This is a genomic window from Verrucosispora sp. WMMA2044 (assembly GCF_027497155.1).
In the GTDB taxonomy this organism is placed as follows: domain Bacteria; phylum Actinomycetota; class Actinomycetes; order Mycobacteriales; family Micromonosporaceae; genus Micromonospora; species Micromonospora palythoicola.
Genome location: NZ_CP114913.1, coordinates 1,736,372 through 1,755,734, shown reverse-complemented (window position 1 = coordinate 1,755,734; position 19,363 = coordinate 1,736,372). Strand labels below are relative to the sequence as shown.

The 19,363-nt window shown below is 71.9% G+C and carries 3 protein-coding genes; all 3 read right to left on the bottom strand.

The features are described from left to right. Positions 1 to 2: 2 nt before the first annotated feature. From O3597_RS07940 to O3597_RS07930, 3 genes are read right to left on the bottom strand one after another with little or no spacing between them, the layout of a single operon-like run. Complete coding sequence (locus O3597_RS07940; protein WP_281603681.1) at positions 3 to 3,815, bottom strand: non-ribosomal peptide synthetase; 3,813 nt, start codon at positions 3,813 to 3,815, stop codon at positions 3 to 5. A gap of 4 nt (positions 3,816 to 3,819) precedes the next feature. Further along, entirely contained in the window at positions 3,820 to 11,580 is a 7,761-nt protein-coding gene (locus O3597_RS07935) for a non-ribosomal peptide synthetase (protein ID WP_281603680.1), read from the bottom strand. A 10-nt stretch (positions 11,581 to 11,590) separates the two neighbouring features. Next, on the bottom strand, positions 11,591 to 19,345 hold the full coding sequence (locus O3597_RS07930) for a non-ribosomal peptide synthetase (RefSeq protein WP_281603679.1): 7,755 nt from the start codon (positions 19,343 to 19,345) through the stop codon (positions 11,591 to 11,593). Positions 19,346 to 19,363: the final 18 nt, after the last annotated feature.

The window sequence follows — 19,363 nt, the reverse complement described above, 5'->3', positions numbered from 1 at the left end:
GTTCACTGCGCCGCGAGCTTGCGGTTGATGACCTCGAAGATCTCGGCCACCGGGCCGGGCAGGTTCATCTCGTGGTGCGTGGCGTGCACGTCGTACTCCTCGATGGCGCCGAGGACGTACGGCCGCCACAGGTTCGCGTACAGGTCGTCCTTGAGCACCGCGTTGAAGAACAGCACGTCACCGTCGTAGACCGGCGACTCGAACGTCATCATGAGCTGGGAGTTGTTGGCCAGTACCCGGGCCATGACGTCGATGGAGTCCTGCTGGTTGTCGGTGCCGATGTACTGGCCGAAGAAGTCCTCCAGCTCGTCCCGGTAGTCCTCGACGGTCTTGTTGGCATGGATCTCGGTCCAGCCGTGCCCGCCGGGCTGCGAGTCGAGGATGGCGGTCAGGGCGATCTCGTGCCCGCGCCGGGCGAGGCCGGCCGCGACGGCCTGGGCCACGGTGCCACCGTAGGACCAGCCGATCAGGTGGAAGGGACCGTCCGGCTGGATCTTCAGCATCTCCTCGATGTAGCCGTCGACCATCTCCTCGACCGACGACACCAGCTCACCGACGCCGTTGTAGCCGCGCGACTGCAGGGCGTACGCCGGCCGGTCCGGCACGTGCACCACGAAGCTGAAGTACGCCCAGCCCAGCCCGCCTCCCCCGTGGAAGAACCACAGCGGCGGCTTGCCCGTGCCGGGGTCGATGTTGAGCGGCAGCACCACGCCGAGCGGGTCGGCGATCTCCCCGGCGGGCTGACCGATCAGCAGCAGCGACGCCAGCTCGGCCACGGTGGGGAACTTGATGATCGTACGGAGTGGGAACTCGATGCCGAACTCCTTGCGGATGCGCACGCTGAGCCGGGTGGCCAGCAGCGAGTGTCCACCGAGGGCGAAGAAGTCCTCGTCGACCCCGACGGTCTCCCGGCCGAGCAGCTCGCCGAAGATCGCGCACAGCCGCTGTTCCTGGGAGGTACGTGCCTGTCGACCGGTCGCCTTGCTGGTGTCCTCCTCGGGCAGCGCCCGACGGTCGAGCTTCCCGTTCGGCGTGAGCGGCAGCTTGGCGAGGGCGATCACCGTGGCCGGCACCATGTAGTCCGGCAGGCGTCCGCGCAGGTACGTGGTGAGTTCGGTGCGGAGCTGGTCCGCCGCGACACCGGCGGTGGGCGCCGGCACCACGTAGCTGACGATGCTCTTGTCGCCCTGCTGGTTCTCGCGCACCACGACGGCGGCCTGCGCCACGCCGGGGTGCCCGGCCAGCACGTGATCGATCTCTCCCAGCTCGATCCGGAAGCCCCGGACCTTCACCTGGAAATCGGTGCGCGCGATGTACTCCAACTGCCCGGCCCGGTTCCACCGCGCCAGGTCTCCGGTCCGGTACATGCGCGATCCGGCCGGCCCGAACGGGTTGGGCACGAACCGCTCGGCGGTCAGGTCCGGTCGGCCCTGGTAGCCACGGGCAAGGCCGTCGCCGGCGAGGTACACCTCCCCGGCGACGCCGCGCGGCACCGGGCAGAAGCGCGAGTCGAGCAGGTACACCTGGGTGTTGCCGATCGGGGTGCCGATCGCCACCGGCGCTCCCGGAGTCAGCGGCGCCATGGTCGACCAGGTCGTCGTCTCCGACGGGCCGTACCAGTTGCCCACCTCGGTGGCCTGCGTGGCCAGCGTCTCGGCGAGGCGGGCGGGCACCGCCTCCGCCCCGGTCATGATGCGCAGCCCCCGCGCGGCGTCCGGGTCGTGGGCGAGCAGCATCTGCCAGAAACCCGGCGTGGCCTGCACCACGCTGACCTCGTTGCGGCGGATGTACGCCAGCACCGCCGCCGGATCGGTGACGGTCTCCTTGGCCGCCATCACCATCGTCGCGCCGGTGACGAACGGCAGGTACAGCTCGGTGTTCGCCATGTCGAAGGAGACCGTCGTGCTGAACAGCATCCGTTCCCCCGGCGACAGCGGGAACCGCCGCTGGACGGAGGCCAGGAAGTTCGCGACCGCACCGCGCGGGATCGTCACGCCCTTCGGCGCGCCGGTGGAACCGGAGGTGTAGATCACGTACTGGGTGTTCGCCGGGTGCGCCACCACCGCCGGCGGCAGGTCCGGACAGCCCGAGCAGTCGGCGCCGGCGAGCGTGTCGTCGTCGAGCACCAGCACCGGCTTCGCCTGCGCCAGGATGTGGTCGAGGCGGGAGCGTGGGTGCTCCGGGTCCAGCGGTACGTAGGCGCCGCCGGCCTTGAGAACCGCCAGGAGCGCCACCATCAGGTTCACCGTCCGGGGCAGGCACACGGCGACCAGCGACTCGGCTCGCACGCCGCGCTCCACCAGCCAGTGCGCCAGCCGGTTCGACCGGATGTCCAGCTCCTGGTAGGTGAGCGAGTCGTCCTCGGTGAGCACCGCGAGTGCCTGGGGTGACTCCTGGACCCGGCGGCTCACCGCCGCCAGCAGCCCGCCGTCAAGCGTCGGCTCGGCGGTGTCGTTCACCTCCACCAGCAGTCGCTCGCGCTCCGCCGCGCTGAGCACGTCGACGTCGCCGACGCACCGGCTCGGGTCGGCGACCAACTGCTCCAGGACGCGGACGAAGCGCGCGGCCATGGCCTCGACGGTGTCCCGGTCGAACAGCCTGGTCCCGTACTGGATGTCGCCGTAGAGCACGCCCGCCGCGTCGTCCAGGGTCATGCTGAAGAAGAGGTCGACCATGGCCTTCGTGGTGAGGGCCTGCTGGAACTCGGCGGTGAGCCCCGGAAAGTCGAGCACCGGCTTGGCGAAGTTCTGCCAGCCGCACATCACCTGGAACATCGGCCGGTACGTGGCCGAACGGTCCGGATTGATCTCCTCGACCAGCACGTCGAACGGCACGTCCTGGTGCTCGTACGCGGTGAGTGCCTTGTTGCGCACCTGGGCGAGCAGGTCCAGGAAGGTCGGGTTGCCGGACAGGTCGACGCGCAGCACCAGGTTGTTGACGAAGCAGCCGACCAGGTCGGCCAGCGCCTCGTCGGTCCGCCCGGCGATCGGGGACCCGATCGGCACGTCCTCGCCGCCACCGAGCTTGCTCAGCAGCACCGCCAACGCGGCCTGCACGATCATCGACATGGTCATGCCGCGCTCGGCGGCGAGGCGTTCCAGTCCGGCGGTGACGGCGGGCCGCACCACGAAGGCCACCGCGTCGCCGTCGGTGCTCAGGTCCGCCGAACGTGGATGGTCCAGCGGCAGGTTCAGCGGCTGGGGTACCCCGGTGAGTTCCTTGCGCCAGTACTCCAGCTGCGCCGCGGCGAGGCTGTTCGGATCCTTCAGGTCACCGAGTACCTCCCGCTGCCACAGCGTGAAGTCCTTGTACTGCACGGGCAGCGGCTCGAACTCCGGGGCCCGGCCCGCCCGCCGGGCGCCGTAGGCGGTGGCCAGGTCCCGGGCCAGCGGGAAACTGGAGCTGCCGTCGGTGGCGATGTGGTGGATGGCCAGGACCAGGACGTGCTCGCGGGGCGAGGAGCGGATCAGGGTGGTCCGGAACGGAACCTCGGTCGCCAGGTCGAAGGTGTGCGCGACCGCGCGGTCGACCGCACCGGACACCTCTTCCGGTGGCACCTCCAGCACCGGCGTCTCCACCCGGGCCAGCGCCTCCGCCACCGGCAGGATCCGCTGGTACGGCTCGCCCTGGTCGTCCACCACGTAGGTGGTGCGCAGGATCTCGTGCCGCTCGACCACGTCCCTGATCGCCGCGTCCATCGCGGACAGGTCCAGGTCCCCGGTCAGCCGCAGGGCCGCCGACATGTTCCAGGTCTCGCCACCCTCCAGTTGGTGCAGGTACCAGTAGCGGCGCTGGGCGAAGGACAACGGAATCATGTGCTTACTCCTCTACGGTCATCTTGCGCAAGCGAGGGCGACGCGGAGCTGCCGGTGCTTCCGGTCCCGCCCGGTCCAGCCAGTCGGCGAGCGCGGCCACCGTGGGCCGGTCGAAGATCGTGCGGATGGGGATCTCCGCTCCGGTCTCCGCCCGGGCCCGGCTGATCAACCGGGTGGCGAGCAGTGAATGCCCGCCCAGATCGAAGAAATCGTCGTCGACGCCGACCCGCTCCAGCCCCAGTACCTCGGCGAAGAGCCTGGTCAGGCACTCCTCCCGCGGGGTGCGCGGCGCCCGGTAGTCGGCCCCGCTGAACTCCGGCTCGGGAAGCGCGGACCGGTCCAGCTTGCCGTTGGCCATCAACGGCAGCCGGTCCAGCAGCACGAAGGCGGAGGGCACCATGAACTCCGGCAACCGCTCGGCGGTGTACCGGCTGAGTTCCGCGGCGTCGACCTCGCCCACGGCCACGACGTAGGCGGCGAGCCGGGCACCGGTGCCCGCGCCCGGCCGGGACACCACGACGGCCTGGTCGACCGCCGGATGCGCGCCGACAACCGTCTCGACCTCGCCCGGCTCGATCCGGAATCCGCGCACCTTGACCTGTGCGTCGCCCCGGCCCGCGTACTCCAGCTGCCCGTCGTCGTTCCACCGGGCCAGGTCGCCGGTGCGGTACATCCGGGCGCCGGGCGGGCCGAAGGCGTCGGCGACGAAGCGCTCGGCGGTCAGGTCGGCCCGGCCGTGGTAGCCACGACCGACGCTGCCGCCGACGTACAGTTCGCCGACCACCCCCGGTGGTACCGGCGCCAGGCCGGGGCCCAGGACGTAGGCGCGCATGTTGCCCAGCGGGGTGCCGATCGGCACGCTTCCCGCCGGGTTCGACGCGTCCTCGGCGACGATGCAGGTGGTGGCGTAGAACGACTCGCTCTGCCCGTAGGCGTTCACCACACGTACCCCGGGGAAGGCCTGCCGCGTCTTCTCCACGAGCGAGACGGGGAGGGCCTCGCCGGCGAAGACGACGGTCTCCACACTGGTCCGGCCGGCGATCTCGGCGACGAGTTCGGCGAAGGCGGACGGCACGGTGGAGATGACGCTGCCGTGCCAGCCCGCCGGCTCGGCCAGGGCCAGGACGTCCCGGACCACCTCGACGACGCCGCCGGTGGCAAGCGTCGTGAAGACCTCGAACGCCGAGACGTCGAAGTTCACCGAGGTGCCGGCGAGCAACCGCTTGCCGGGCGCCAGGCCCACCCGGGACGCGAGCCGCAGCACGCCGTTGACCACGTTCGCGTGCGTGATGGCCACCCCCTTGGGCCGGCCCGTGGAGCCGGAGGTGTACATCACGTACGCCAACTGCTGGGCCTGGACCCGCGGTTCGGAGCCGGTGTGGTCGCCGGACAGGTCGAGCGTGTCGAGCAGGACGTCCGGCGCGTCGTGCGCCGGCAGCACCGCGACCGTCGCGGCATCGGTCAGGACGAGGCACGGCCGGGCCTCGCCGAGGATGGCGGCGGTGCGGGCGCTGGGATACCGGGGGTCGACCGGCAGGTACGCGCCGCCCGCCCGCAGGATCGCCAGCAGTGCGACGACCAGATCCGCCGAGCGCGGCAGCGACACCGCCACCACCGACTCCGGACCCACGCCACGGCCGGACAGTGCGTCCGCCAGGCGGGCGGCCCGGGCGGTCAGCTCACGGTACGTGAGCGACTCACCTGCGGCGACCACGGCGACCTCGTCCGGGGTCCGTGCCGCCTGGGCCTCGACGAGCCCGACGATCGTGGTCTGCGGAGTCGGCATGGCCGTGTCGTTGACCTCGGTGAGCAGCAGGTTGCGTTCGGCCGGGTCCAGGATGTCGAGCTGCGCGACGGTCAGGCCCGGGGTGGCCACGATGTGCCGCAGGACACGGGCGAGACGCGCTGCCAACGCCTGCACCGCGTCCGGGTCGAAGACGCCCCGTGCGTACTGCAGGAGCAGTTGGAGCTGCGGATCCGCCGCCGCCATCAGGGTCAGCGGATAGTTGGTGGCCGTCGACGGGCGCAGGCCGGTGAAGGCGACACCGTCCGCGGCGTCGGTGGCGGCGTCGAGCGCGTCCCGGTCGACCGGGTAGGACTCGAAGACGACGAGCGTGTCGAACAGCGACGACAGGCCGACCGCCTGCTGGATCTCGGTCAACCCGTAGTAGTGGTGCTCCAGCAGGCGGGCCTGCCGACCCTGCAGCCGGGTGAGGACCGCCGCGACGGTGTCGCCGGGCGCGTACTCGACGCGTACCGGAAGGGTGTTGATGAACATGCCGACCGTCGAGTCGACGCCGGACACCGCGGGCGGGCGCCCGGAGACGGTCGCGCCGAACAGCACGTCCTGGCGGCCGGTGAGCTGGCCGAGCAGCAGCGCCCAGGCGCCCTGGACCAGGGTGTTGACGGTGACGCCCCATTCGGCTGCCCGCCGGACGAGGGCCTGCGCCTCGTCCGGGTCGAGCGCGACGGCGAGCTGACCCACCCCCTCGACGGCCACCTGGTCCGAGCCGGGAGCGAGCAGGGTGGGCTCCTCGATTCCGGCCAGCTCGGCCGCCCACACCCGCGCGGACTCCTCGTCGTCCTGCTGCGCGCGCCAGCGCAGGAACTCACCGAAGTCACCGGAGGCGGGCAACCCGGCCGGATCGCCGCCGGAGGCGTAGAGCAGCAGCAGATCCCGCATCAGCAGCGGCATGGACCAACCGTCGATCAGCACGTGGTGGGCGGTCAGCACCAGTTCCGCGCGGCCGGGCGTCGTGACGACCAGGGCCATCCGGATCAGCGGTGGGCTGCCCACGTCGAAGTGCGCGGACCGGTCCTGGGCGAGGAAGCGCTCGAACCTCTCGGTCCGCTCCGCCTCGTCGACCGCGGTCAGGTCGTGGTACTGCCACGGCAGGGACACCTCCTGCGGCACCACCTGCACCACCCCGCCGTCCGCGCGGTCGACGAAGGCGGCCCGGAGGCTGGCGTGCTGCCCCAGCAGCGCCTGCGCGGCGCGGCGCATCCGCTCCGGATCGACCGCGCCGGACAGGTGGAAGACCAACTGCATGTGGTACGCGTCGAACGACGACCCGGCCAGCATGGTGTGGAACAACATCCCGGACTGCACCGGCGTGGTCGGCCAGACGGTGGCCAGCGCACCGAACCGGCTCTCCCACGCGTCGATCTCCGCCTGGCTCACCTCGACCAGGGGCGCGTCGCTCGGGGTCAGCCCACCGGCGTCGGGGGTGGTGGCGTGGCGCGCCAGGGCGGTCAGCGCGTCGACCCACAGCCCCGCCAGTTCGGTCACCTCGTCACGGTCGAGCACGCCGGTGGGGAAACCGAAGTAGGCGGTCAACTCGTCACCGTCGGCGGTGCTCACGGCGACAGCGTTGATCTCCAGCGCCGACAACGCCGGCATGTCCGGGTCCGGGGCGGCGATCAGATCCCGGTACGCGGTGTCCGGCGCCCAGCCCAGGCCGCGCAGGTCCTCCGGGATGTCCGCGCCGGAGGAGCGGCCCAGGTAGTTGAAACCGATCTGCGGCTCACGCGTCCCGGCCAGCGCGCCTGCGGTGTTCGGGTTGAGGTGACGCAGCAGGCCGTAGCCCGTGCCGCTGTCCGGCACGGCCCGTAGCTGCTCCTTGACCGCCTTGATCGCCCGGCCGGCGGCCGGACCGCCGGCGAACGCGTCCACCACGTCGACGCCCGCCAGGTCCAGCCGCACCGGGAACATCGCGGTGAACCATCCGACGGTGCTCGACAGGTCGGCGCCCGGGACCACGTGTTCGGCCCGGCCATGCCCTTCCAGCCGCACCAGCGTCGAGGCGCCCGATACGCCCCGCGTCGCACGCCAGCGACTCAGCGCCAGCGCCAGGCCGGCCAGCAGCCCGGCGTCCACACCGGCCCGGAACACCGTGGGCACGGTGGTCAGCAGGGTCTGCGTGACCTCCGGCGGCACCTGGACGCGCAACGTGTCCACGGTGGCCGCGACGTCGCGGGCCGGATCGAGCGGACGTGCACCCAGCACCGGCTCGTCGGCCCGCAGGATCTCCTGCCAGACGGGCAGTTCCGCCACTCGTTGCGGGCTGGTCGCGGCATCGGCCAGCCCCGACAACCACCGCCGTAGCGAGGTGCCCACCGCCGCCGGTGGTGTGGGCCGGCCGCCACTGACCCGCTGCCAGGCGGCCACCAGGTCCGGGACCAGGATCCGCCACGACACCCCGTCGACGACCAGGTGGTGCAGCACGATCAGCAGCCGGTCCACGTCCGTGTCGGAGGTGAATCGCACGAACTGCGCCATCACACCCGCGTCCGGGTCCAGCCGGTCCGCGGCCGCGTCCAACTCCACCCGCACATCGGCGTCGCCCAGGACGACGTCGCGCAGCAACACGTCGGCGTCCACGGTGCCGACGGCCGCCATGACGATGCCCGACCCGGCCCGGTCGAGCCGGGACCGCAGCACGTCGTGCCGGTCCAGCACGGCCTGCAACGTCGCGACGAGTCCGGCCCGGTCGATGCCCTCGGGCAGGGTGAGCATCGCGGACATGCAAAACCGGCCGACACCCCCGCCCAGCGCGAGCACGTGCGCCGCCGTCGGCGGCAGGGGCGCCCAGCCCACGCCGCCACCCGGAAGCTCGGCCAGGGTCACCGGCTCCTCGTCCGCCCGGCCGTCGACCAGTTCGGCGAGCCGGGCGACGGTGCGGTGCTCGAAGATCTCCCGGGGGCTGAGGACCAGCCCACGCGTCTTGGCCCGCGCGGCGACCTGGATGGAACGGATACTGTCGCCGCCGCTGGTGAAGAAGTCGTCGTCGATCCCCACCGGCCCGCCGCCCAGGACGTCGGCGTACACCTCGGCCAGCAGCTGCTCCACCGCGCTGCGCGGCGCCCGATGCTCGGTGCCGGCGAACTCCGGCACGGGCAACGCGCCCCGGTCCAGCTTTCCGCTCGCCGTCAACGGCAGCCGGTCCAGCACCACGAACTGGGTCGGGACCATGTAGTCCGGCAGCCGCTCGGCCGCGAACGCGCGCAGCTGCGCCGGGGACACGTCGGCCACCCGTTGCGGACCGCCACCGGTGGCGCTGTCCGGCGGCGCCACGTAGCCGACGAGCCGGGCCCGGCCGCTGTGGTCCTCGCACACGGTCACCGCCGCCCGGCCGACCTCGGGGTGTCGGGTGAGGACGGTCTCGATCTCGGTCGGCTCGACCCGGATGCCGTTCACCTTCACCTGCGTGTCGACACGTCCCGCGTACCGCAGGTGACCGTCGTCGTCCCACCGGGCCAGGTCGCCGGTCCGGTACATGCGCGCACCGGCCGGGCCGAAGGGGCAGGCGACGAACCGCTCGGCGGTCGACCCGCCGTCGCGGTGGTAGCCGCGGGCGAGCCGGCCGCCGACGTACAGCTCACCGATCACGCCGGGCGCGACCGGAGCGAGTTCGGGCCCCAGCACGTAGGCGCGCATGTTGGCCAGGGGCGCTCCGATCGGTACCGCTTCGGAGCCGGCCAGCTGCTGCGGAACCGGGTAGGTGGTGGCGTAGAAGCTCTCCGTCTGCCCGTACGCGTTGACGACGCGGACGCCGGGCAGGGCGCGCCGCACCTCGTGGACCAGATCCGCCGAGAGGGCCTCACCCGCGAACACGACGGTTTCCACGTCGAGTGCGGGGCGCGCCGCAGGGTCCGAACCGAGCTGGTCCAGCAGGGCGGCGAACACTGTGGGCACGGCACTCACGGTGGTCCCCGACCAGCCGCCACGTTCGGCGAGTTCGAGCACGTCACGGACGATCTCGATGCTCGCGCCCGTGGTCAGCGCGGTGAAGGTCTCGGACACCGAGACGTCGAAGTTCACCGACGTCGCGGCCAGCATCCGGGAGTCCGCCTCGACCCGCAGCCGGCGGCGCAGGTCCCACACGCCGTTGACCACACCGCCGTGGGTGACCGCGACCCCCTTGGGCACGCCGGTCGACCCGGACGTGAACATCACGTACGCGAGATGCTCCGGCCGCACCCCGGTCTGCGGCAGCTGCGCCACCGGGCCGTCCAGGCACAGGTCGTCGAGCCGCAGCACCGACGGCGCGCCGGCGACCACCGCCGCCGTCGCGGCGTCGGTCACCACCAGGGCCGGTCGGGCGGCCTCGAGCAGGAGGGCGACCCGCCCGGCCGGGTAGGCAGGGTCGACCGGCAGGTAGGCACCGCCGGCCTTGAGCACGCCCAGCAGCGTGACCACCAGGTCCACCGATCGTGGCAGGGCCACGGCGACCAGGACGTCCGGCCCGACACCGCGCTGCCGCAGCAGCGCGGCCAGCCGGCTCGCGCGGACGTCGAGTTCCCGGTACGACAACGTGGTCGGTCCGCACACCACCGCCGTCGCGTCCGGGGTGCGGACCACCTGGGCGGCAACCAGCTCCGCGACCGTGGCGTCCGGCACCGGTGCCGTCGTCCGGTTCAGCCGGACCAGCCGGTCCCGCTCGGCGTCGGTGAGCAGGTCCACCGCCGCGAGTCGCGCCGCGGGATCGGCGACCACCTGCCGCAGCACCCGCAGATAGCGGTCGACCAGGTGCTCGGCCGTGGCCGGGTCGAACAGTTCGGTCGCGTACTCCAGCCGCCCGTAGGCACCGCCGGCTGGTGCCGGGACGATGTTGAAGAAGAGGTCGAACTTCGCGGTCCCGGTGCCCGCCGGGACCGGGGTGACCCGCAGCCCCGGCAGCTCGACCTGCGCCCATTCGAACTGCCAGGCCAGCATCACCTGGAACAGCGGCTGGTAGGCGGTGGTCCGGTCCGGGCTCAGCAGCTCCACCAGACGCTCGAACGGCACGTCCTGGTTGTCGTACGCGGCCAGGGCCCGGTCCCGGACCTGCCTGAGCAGGTCCTCGAACGTCGGATTGCCGGACAGGTCGACGCGCAGCACCCAGGTGTTGGCGAAGAAGCCGATCAGGTCGTCGAGTTGCTCGTCGGCGCGCCCCTCGATCGGGCTGCCGATCGTCAGGTCGTTGCCGGCGCCGAGATGGTGCAGCAGCACCGCCAGCGCGGCCTGGGCGACCATCGGGGCCGTGGCGCCGTGCTGCGCGGCGATCTTGGCGACGCCGGTGAGCAGCTCCTCGTCCAGCTCGAAGTCGACGTGACCGCCCTGGTGGCTGGCCGCCGTCGGACGCGGCCGGTCCAGCGGCAGGTTCACCGGTTGCGGCACGTCGGCCAGCTCCGTACGCCAGTAGCCGACCTGCGCGGCGGCGATGCTGTCCGGGTCGGACTCGTCACCGAGCAGCTGTTGCTGCCAGACCGTGTAGTCCTTGTACTGCACCGGCAGCGGGGCCCACTGCGGTGCGGCACCCCGCAGCCGGGTCGAGTACGCCGTCACCAGGTCCCGCAGGAACGGCCCCATCGACGCCCCGTCGGCGGCGATGTGGTGGAACACGAACGCCACCAGGTGCTCCTGCGGAGCCTCCTGGAAGATCGTGGCCCGCAGCGGAATCTGCGTCTGCAGGTCGAACCCCTGGCGTACCGCGGCCTGCACCGCGGCGTGCGAGGCGTCGCGGGCGACGGTGAGGAACCGGCTCTGGAAGACCGCCTCCTCTGGTGACAGCACCCGCTGTTCAGGGGTGCCGTCCGCGTTCTCGACGATGAGGGTACGCAGGCTCTCGTGCCGGGCGATGACATCGGTGAAGGCCGCGCACAGCGCCGCCGTGTCCAGTGGCCCGCTCAGGCGCAGGACGAACGGGATGTTGTACGTCGCGGACGCGCCCTCCAGGCGGTGGAGGAACCACATCCGGCGTTGGGCGAAGGACAACGGGATCATCGACGCACTCCTACACGTTCATCGGGCGCAGCTGAGGGCGACTTGAGGTGGAGAGCTTCTCGATCTGCGCCGCCAGCTGGGCGACAGTCGGACTGCGGAAGACCATGGTGACCTTCACGTCGACCTTGAGTTCCCTGCGGATGCGGCCGATCAGGCGAGTGGCCAGCAGGGAATGGCCGCCGTGCTCGAAGAAGTCGACGTCGATGCCGACCTCGTCCACTCCGAGCAACTCGGCGAAGAGCCGGCAGAGGACCTCCTCGGTGTGGTCACGCGGTCCCCGCCCGGTCGCCGTGGTGGACTGTTCCGGTGCGGGCAGCGCGTTGCGGTCGAGCTTCCCGCTCGACGTCAGGGGAAGTCCGTCCAACGGGATGATCGCCGAGGGGACCATGTACTCGGGCAGGCTCTGCCGGGCCTGCTCGGTGAGCGCCGTCAGGTCCAGCCGCTCGGCGTCCCCGGCCGCGTCGGCCGGTACGACGTACGCGACGAGTCGTTGGTCGCCGGGGCGGTCCTCGCGCAGCACCACCACCGCGGTGCCGACCTGCGGGAGTGCGGTGAGCACCTGCTCGATCTCGCCCAGTTCGATGCGGAACCCGCGAACCTTGACCTGGAAGTCGGACCGACCGAGGTACTCGACCTGGCCGTCCTGGTTCCAGCGCACCAGGTCGCCGGTGCGGTACATCCGGGATCCGGGCGCGCCGAACGGACAGGCGACGAACCGGCCGGCGGTCAGCCCGGTCTGTCCCAGGTAGCCGCGGGCCAGCCCGGCGCCGGCGAGGTACAACTCGCCGACCACTCCGGGCGCGACCGGGCACAGCGACCCGTCGAGCACGTAGACCTGGGTGTTCCACACCGGCGCGCCGATCGGCACCCGGTCCGCGCCCGGCACGTGCCGCCACGCCGTGACCTCGACCGCGGCCTCGGTCGGGCCGTAGAGGTTGTGCACCTCGCAGCCGGGCAGCAGGTCGACCGCCGCGTTGGCCAGGGCGGCGGGGAACGCCTCCCCCGCGACCTCCATCCAGCGCAGGCTGTCGCACTCCTTGGCCGTGGGCTCGGTGAGGAAGGCGTCCAGCAGGGAGGGCACGAAGTCCGCGCCGGTCACCCGTTCCCGCTGGATCAGGTCACTGAGGTAGGCGGGGTCGCGGCGTCCGTCCGGCCGGGCGATCACCACGGCGGCGCCGACCTGTAGCGGTGCGAACAGCTCCGGCACCGACACGTCGAAGCTCGCGGTGGTGCTCAGCAGCACGCGGTCCTCGGCGCCGACGTCGAAGTGCGCCAGGCCCCACCTGAGCCGGTTCATGATCGCCCGGTGCGTCACCTGCACGCCCTTTGGCAGACCGGTCGAGCCGGAGGTGTAGATGACGTACGCGGCGTTGTCCGGCGACAGCGTGCGCGGTGGGTTCTCCGTCGGGTGGCCGGACACGTCGGGCAGGTCCTGGTCGAGCACCAGCAGCGGCCGCGCGCTGTCCAACACCTTGCGGACCCGGTCGGCCGGCAGCTCGGTGTCCAGCGGCAGGTAGGCCGCGCCGGCCTTGACCACCGCGTAGATCGCCACCAGGAGCTCAACCGAGCGGGGAATCCGCACCGCGACCAGCTGCTCGGGTCCGGCGCCCTGGTCGACCAGCCAGTGCGCCAACTGGTTGGCGCGCCGGTTGAACTCGCCGTACGTCAGGTTCTCCCGCTCGTGGATCAGCGCCAGCCGGTCCGGGTCGCGCTCCACCTGGGCCTCGAACGCGCCGGGTAGCGTGTCCGCGGGCACCGGGTGTGCGGTGTCGTTGACCTTCCGCAGCAACCAGTCCCGCTCGTGGTCGGAGAGCACGTCCACGGCGCCGACGGCGGTCGTCGGATCGTCGAGCATCTGCTCCAGCACCCGGACGAGTCGCGCGGCGATCACCTCGGCCGCGTCCCGGTCGAACAGGTTGGTCTGGTAGTCGAGGGAGAGCCGCAGGTAGGGGTCGGAGGAGTTGAGCGTGAGCGGGTAGTGCGAGCCGGCGAGCGGCCGGATGCGGTCGATGGTGAAACCGGCGGCGGTGTTCGCCTCGACGATGCCGACCCGGTCGATCGGATAGTTCTCGAACACGACGATCGTGTCGAACAGGGCGGGCAGCCCGGTGCCCCGCTGGATGTCGGCCAGCCCGTAGTAGTGGTGGTCGAGCAGCGCGACCTGCCGGTTCTGCAGCTCGGTGACGACCTCGCCGATGCTGTCGTACGGCCGGCAGTACGCCCTGGTCGGCAGGGTGTTGATGAACAGGCCGACCATCTCGTCGGAACCGGTGAGCTCCGCCGGGCGACCGTTGACCGCGGCGCCGAACACCACGTCCGGCCGGCCGGTCAGCTTCGACAGCAGGATCGCCCACGCGCCCTGCAGCAGGGTGTTCAGGGTGACTCCGAGTTGCGCGGCCCGCCCGGCGAGCTCGCGTCCCTGGTCGATCGAGAACGGCACCTCGACGCGCCCGAGAGCGGAGGCCTCCTCGGCGATCGGGGTGTCCGGTGCCACGATGGTCGGCTGGTCGAAGCCGGCGAGTTCGGCCTGCCACCGGGCGGCCGACTCCTGGCGGTCCTGGCGGGACAGCCAGGCCAGGTAGTCGCCGTAGTCGCGCACCGGCGGCAGCGCCTGGTTGTCGGCGTAGAGCTGGACCAGATCCTTGATCACCAGAGGTGACGACCAGCCGTCGAACAGGGTGTGGTGTGCCGTGATGACCAGCTTGGCCCGCTGCGGTCCGCAGGTGAGCAGGGCCAGGCGCAGCAGCGGCGGCCGGGTAGGGTCGAGCCGGTCGGCCCGGTCCTCGGCCAGCAGGCGGTCCAGCGCGGCGTGCTGTTCCGCGTCGCCCTGCCCCGTCAGGTCCATGTGCCGCCAGGGCAGGGCGACGTGTTCCGGCACGACCTGGACGGGATCGCCGTCGGTCGCGGTGAGGAACGCGGAGCGCAGGTTCGGGTACCGGCGCAGCAACGCCTGTCCGGCCGACCGAATCCTCGTGGGTTCGACGGGTCCGGACAGGTGCAGCACGAACTGCATGTGGTAGACGTCGAAGGTGTCGTCGGCGAGCGCGGCCTGGAACTGGATGCCGGACTGGCCCGGTGCCTGCGGCCACACCTCGGCCAGCCGGCCGTAGCGCTGCTCCCAGCTCTCGATCTCGTCCTGCCGGACCGAGACCAGCGGGGCGTCCGAGGGGGTGAGGCCACCGATGGGCGTACGGGCGGCGTACGCGGCCATGCCCCGCAGCACGTCGGCCCACAGGTCGGCCAGTTCGGTGACCCGCTCCCGGGACAACACCCCGGAGGGGAACATGAAGATCGTCTGTAGCTGGGTGCCGTCGGCGGTGTCCACGGCGACCGAGTTGACCTCCAGTGCGGACAGGGCGGGCAGGTCCGGGTCGGGCATCGCGATCAGTTCGGTGGACCAGGACGCCGGCACCCACCCGTGGGCACGCAGGTGTTCGGGCACGTCCGTGTCGGAGATCCGGCCGAGGTAGTTGAAGCCGATCTGCGGTGGCGGGTAGTCGGCGAGCTGCTCGCCGGTCTCCGGGTTGAGGTAGCGCAGCAGTCCGTAGCCCAGCCCCTTGTCGGGCACCTCACGCAACTGCTCCTTGACCAGCTTGATCGCCGTACCGGCGGCCGGGCCGCCGACCAGCACGTCGGCGAGGTCGACCCCGGGTACCGCCACCCGGGCCGGGTACATGCTGGTGAACCACCCCAGGGTCCGGGACAGGTCCGCGCCGGGCACGACGTCCTCCTCGCGGCCGTGCCCCTCCAGCCGCACCACGGTGGGTAGCGGCGCACCGCGCCACCGGTCGAGGGCCAGGGCCAGCGCGGCGAGCAGCACGTCGGTCCCGGTCGCCCGGAAGGCCGCCGGCAGCTCGGTCAGCACGACGTCGGTGACCTCGGCGGGCAGCCGCAGTCGCACGGTCTCGACGGTGCCCATCAGGTCCACCGTCGGGTCGAACATCCGCTGGCCCAGCGGCGGGTTCGGTAGCTCCAGCAGGTCACGCCAGTAGGCCAACTCGGTCTCCCGCTGCGGGGAGAGCGCCTCGTCGGCCAGGGCGGCGGTCCACCGGCGCGCCGACGTGCCGACCGCGGGCAGGTCGGCCGGGCGGCCGGAGCCGATTCGGTGCCACGCCTCGGCGAGGTCCGACATCAGGATGCGCCAGGAGACACCGTCCACGACCAGGTGGTGCAGCACGACGAGCAGTCGACCGGTGCCGTCGGTGGCGGCGAACCAGACGAAGTCGGCCATGATCCCGGCTTCCGGGTCGAGCCGACCGAGCGCAACCTGCAGCTCCGACTGCGCCCGCTCCAGCGCGGACGGTTCCGCCCAGTTGCCGTCGCAGGCGACCGGGTGCAGCAGGTCGCCCGCCCGTACGCTGCCCGGTGGGCGGACGTCGAGGCTGAGGTCGCCGTCGCGGACCAGCCGCGCACGCAGCAGGTCGTGCCGGTCGAGGACGGCGTCCAGCGTCGCGGTCAGCCCGTCCGCGTCGATGCCGACCGGCAGCTCGAGCGTCATCGCCATGGCGAAGCGGTCGATCGCGCCGCCGTGTTCGAACACCTGCCGGGCCACCGGGGGCAGCACCATCGGGCCGACCCCGCCACCGGCGTCCTCGACGAGCGCGGGGGTGCGGTCACTTCGGGCGCTCGCCAGCTCGGCGAGCCGGGCCACGGTGCGGCCCTCGAAGATCTCCCGGGTGGTCAGGTGCAGGTTACGCGCCCGGGCCCGGGCGACCACCTGGATCGAGCGCAGGCTGTCCCCGCCGATGCCGAAGAAGTCGTCGTCGATACCGACCCGGTCGACCCCGAGCACGTCCGCGTACGCCGTGGCGATGATGGACTCGGCCTCGGTGCGCGGCGCCCGGTAGGTTCCACCGGAGAACTCCGGTTCGGGCAGGGCAGCGCGGTCCAACTTGCCGGTCGGGCCGACCGGAAGTCGGCTCAGGGCGACGAAGGCCGACGGCACCATGTAGTCGGGCAGCCGTGCCGCGACGAACTCGCGCAGCTCGGCCGCGGAGGCGCCGGCCTGCACGTCGACGTCGCCGATGCCGCCGGCACCGTCGTCGCCGACCCCACCGTCGCCGGTGTGGACCACGTAGGCGACGAGCCGCCGCCCGCCGCCGGGGACCTCGCGGGTGATCACGACGGCCTCGCTGATCCCGGGATGCTGCGTGCAGGCCGCCTCCACCTCGGCCGTCTCGATGCGGAAACCGCGCACCTTGACCTGGCTGTCGTCGCGACCGACGCACTCCAGTTGGCCGTCGGCCCGCCAGCGGACCAGGTCGCCGGTGCGGTACATCCGCTCGCCGGCCGGACCGAACGGGTTGGCCACGTAGCGCTCGGCGGTCAGGCCCGGTTGACCGTGGTAGCCGCGCCCGAGCGAGGCGCCGGCGACGTACAGCTCGCCGAGCACCCCCTGCGGTACCGGCACGAGTCCCGGACCCAGCACGTAGGCGCGCACGTTGTCCAGCGGGGTGCCGATGGGCGCGACGTCGCTGTGCGTCCAGTCCTGGTTCGCCGGCAGGGAGAAGGTGGTGGCGTAGAAGCTCTCGCTCTGCCCGTACGAGTTGACGATCTGCACGTCGGGCCGGACCTCGCGGATCTGCCGCATCAGGCGGCCGGGCAGCACCTCACCGGCGAGGACGACGGTACGGACGTTCGGTGCCCGGTCCAGGTGGGCGGCCAGTTCGCCGAGCACCGACGGCACCGCGCTGACCACGTGCCCGTCCCAGCCGTCACGCTCGGCGAGTGCCAGCGCGTCGGACACCACCTCGACCGTGCCGCCGGTGGACAACGTGGTCAGCAGCTCGAAGACCGAGACGTCGAAGTTGACCGAGGTGCCGGCCAGCATCCGCCATCCGGGTGGCGCGTCCAGGCGGCGGGTCAACGCCCGCACCCCGTTGACGACGTTGCGGTGGGTGATCGCGACGCCCTTCGGCCTGCCGCTGGAGCCCGAGGTGTACATGACGTACGCGAGGTTGTCGGCGGCCGGCGGCCGCACCGCTGTGGTCCCGTCGGGCGCGGCCCACTGGTCGCGGTCGTCGAGGTTGACGACCGACATGTCGTCGTGGGGCAGCTCCGCCAAGGTCGCGGTGTCGGTGACGGCGAAACGCGGACGCGCCTCGGCCAGTACGCCCGCGGCCCGGGCGCCCAGATACCGCGTGTCCATCGGCAGGTACCCGGCACCGGACCTGAGGATCCCGAGGAGGCCGACCACCAGGTCCGCCGAGCGCGGCACCGCCAACACGACCAGGTCCTCCGGAGTGGCCCCGCGCCGCAGGAGTTCCCGGGCGAGCCGGTCGGCCCGGTCGTCGAGTTCGCGGTAGGTGAGCGTCCGGCCGTCGCAGACCACCGCCACCGCGTCCGGGGTGCGGGCCGTCTGACGCTCCACCAGCTCCGGGATCGTCTGCTCGTCGACGGTCGTGGCGGTGTCGTTGAACCGGGTGAGCAACCTGTCGCGTTCGGCCGGCGCGAGCACGTCGGTCCGGTCGACGTCGCGGTCCGGGTCGGCGACGAGCTGGCGCAGCACGCGCGTGAAGCGGGCGGCGACGCCCTCGACCGTGTGCCGGTCGAACAGGTCGGTGGCGTACTCCAGGCGGACGCCGGCGCCACCGGAACCGTTCGGGATGATGTTGAAGAACAGGTCGAACTTGGCCGTTCCCGTCTCCAGGGTCTCCGACTCGGTCCGCAGACCGGCGAAGCTGAGCTCGCCCAGGGGTTCCTGCCAGGCGAGCATCACCTGGAAGAACGGGTGGTACGCGGTGGAGCGGTCCGGGTTCAGCAGCTCCACCAGCCGTTCGAACGGCAGGTCCTGGTTGTCGTAGGCGCCCAGGCAGCGATCACGCACCCGGTCGAGCAGCTGACGGAAGCTCGGGTTGCCGCTGAGGTCGACCCGCAGCACCCAGGTGTTGACGAAGAACCCGACCAGGTCACGCAGCTCCTCGTCGACCCGGCCGGCGATGGGCGCGCCGATCGGCACGTCGTCGCCGCACCCCAGGTGGCGCAGCAGCACCGCCAGCGCGGAGTGCATGACCATCGACACCGTGACGTCCTGCTCGGCCACGAGTCGCTGCACGGCCGCGAGCAGCTCGGGTTCGATCGGGAACTCCACCAGGTCGCCGTGCGAGCGCATCACTCGCGGACGGGGCCGGTCCGTCGGCAGCGCCAGAGGCTGCGCCAGACCGTCGAGCGCCGCACGCCAGTACGCCAACTGCCGCGCGGCCACACTCTCCGGGTCCGACTCGTCACCGAGCATCTCCTGCTGCCACAGCGTGTAGTCGGCGTACTGGAGCGGCAGCGGCTCCCACTGCGGTGCCCGTGCCTGGCGACGCGCCGCGTACGCGGTGCTCAGATCGCGCAGCAGCGGCCCCAGCGACTCCCCGTCCAGGGCGATGTGGTGCACCACCAGGACGAGGGTGTGCGCATCAGGTCCGGTGCGCAGCAGCCGGGCGCGGATCGGTGTGTCGGTGGCCAGGTCGAAGGTCTCCTTGGCCACCGCGTCGACCTCCGCCGGCAGGTCCGCCTCCGCGACCTGCACGGCCGGCAGGTCGAACGGCCTGGCCCCGGACGGCAGCACCTCCTGATAGGGGATCCCGTCGTCGCCTTCGACGATCACGGTACGGAGAACCTCGTGCCGGTCGATGACGTCCCGGAGCGCTGACTCCAGCGCACCGACGTTCAGCTCACCGGTCAACCGCAAGGCGAAAGCGCCGTTATAGGTCGGCGACGGCCCCTCGAACCGGTCCACAAACCACAACCGGCGCTGCGCGAACGACAACGGAATCATTGTTTCTCCAAATCGGCG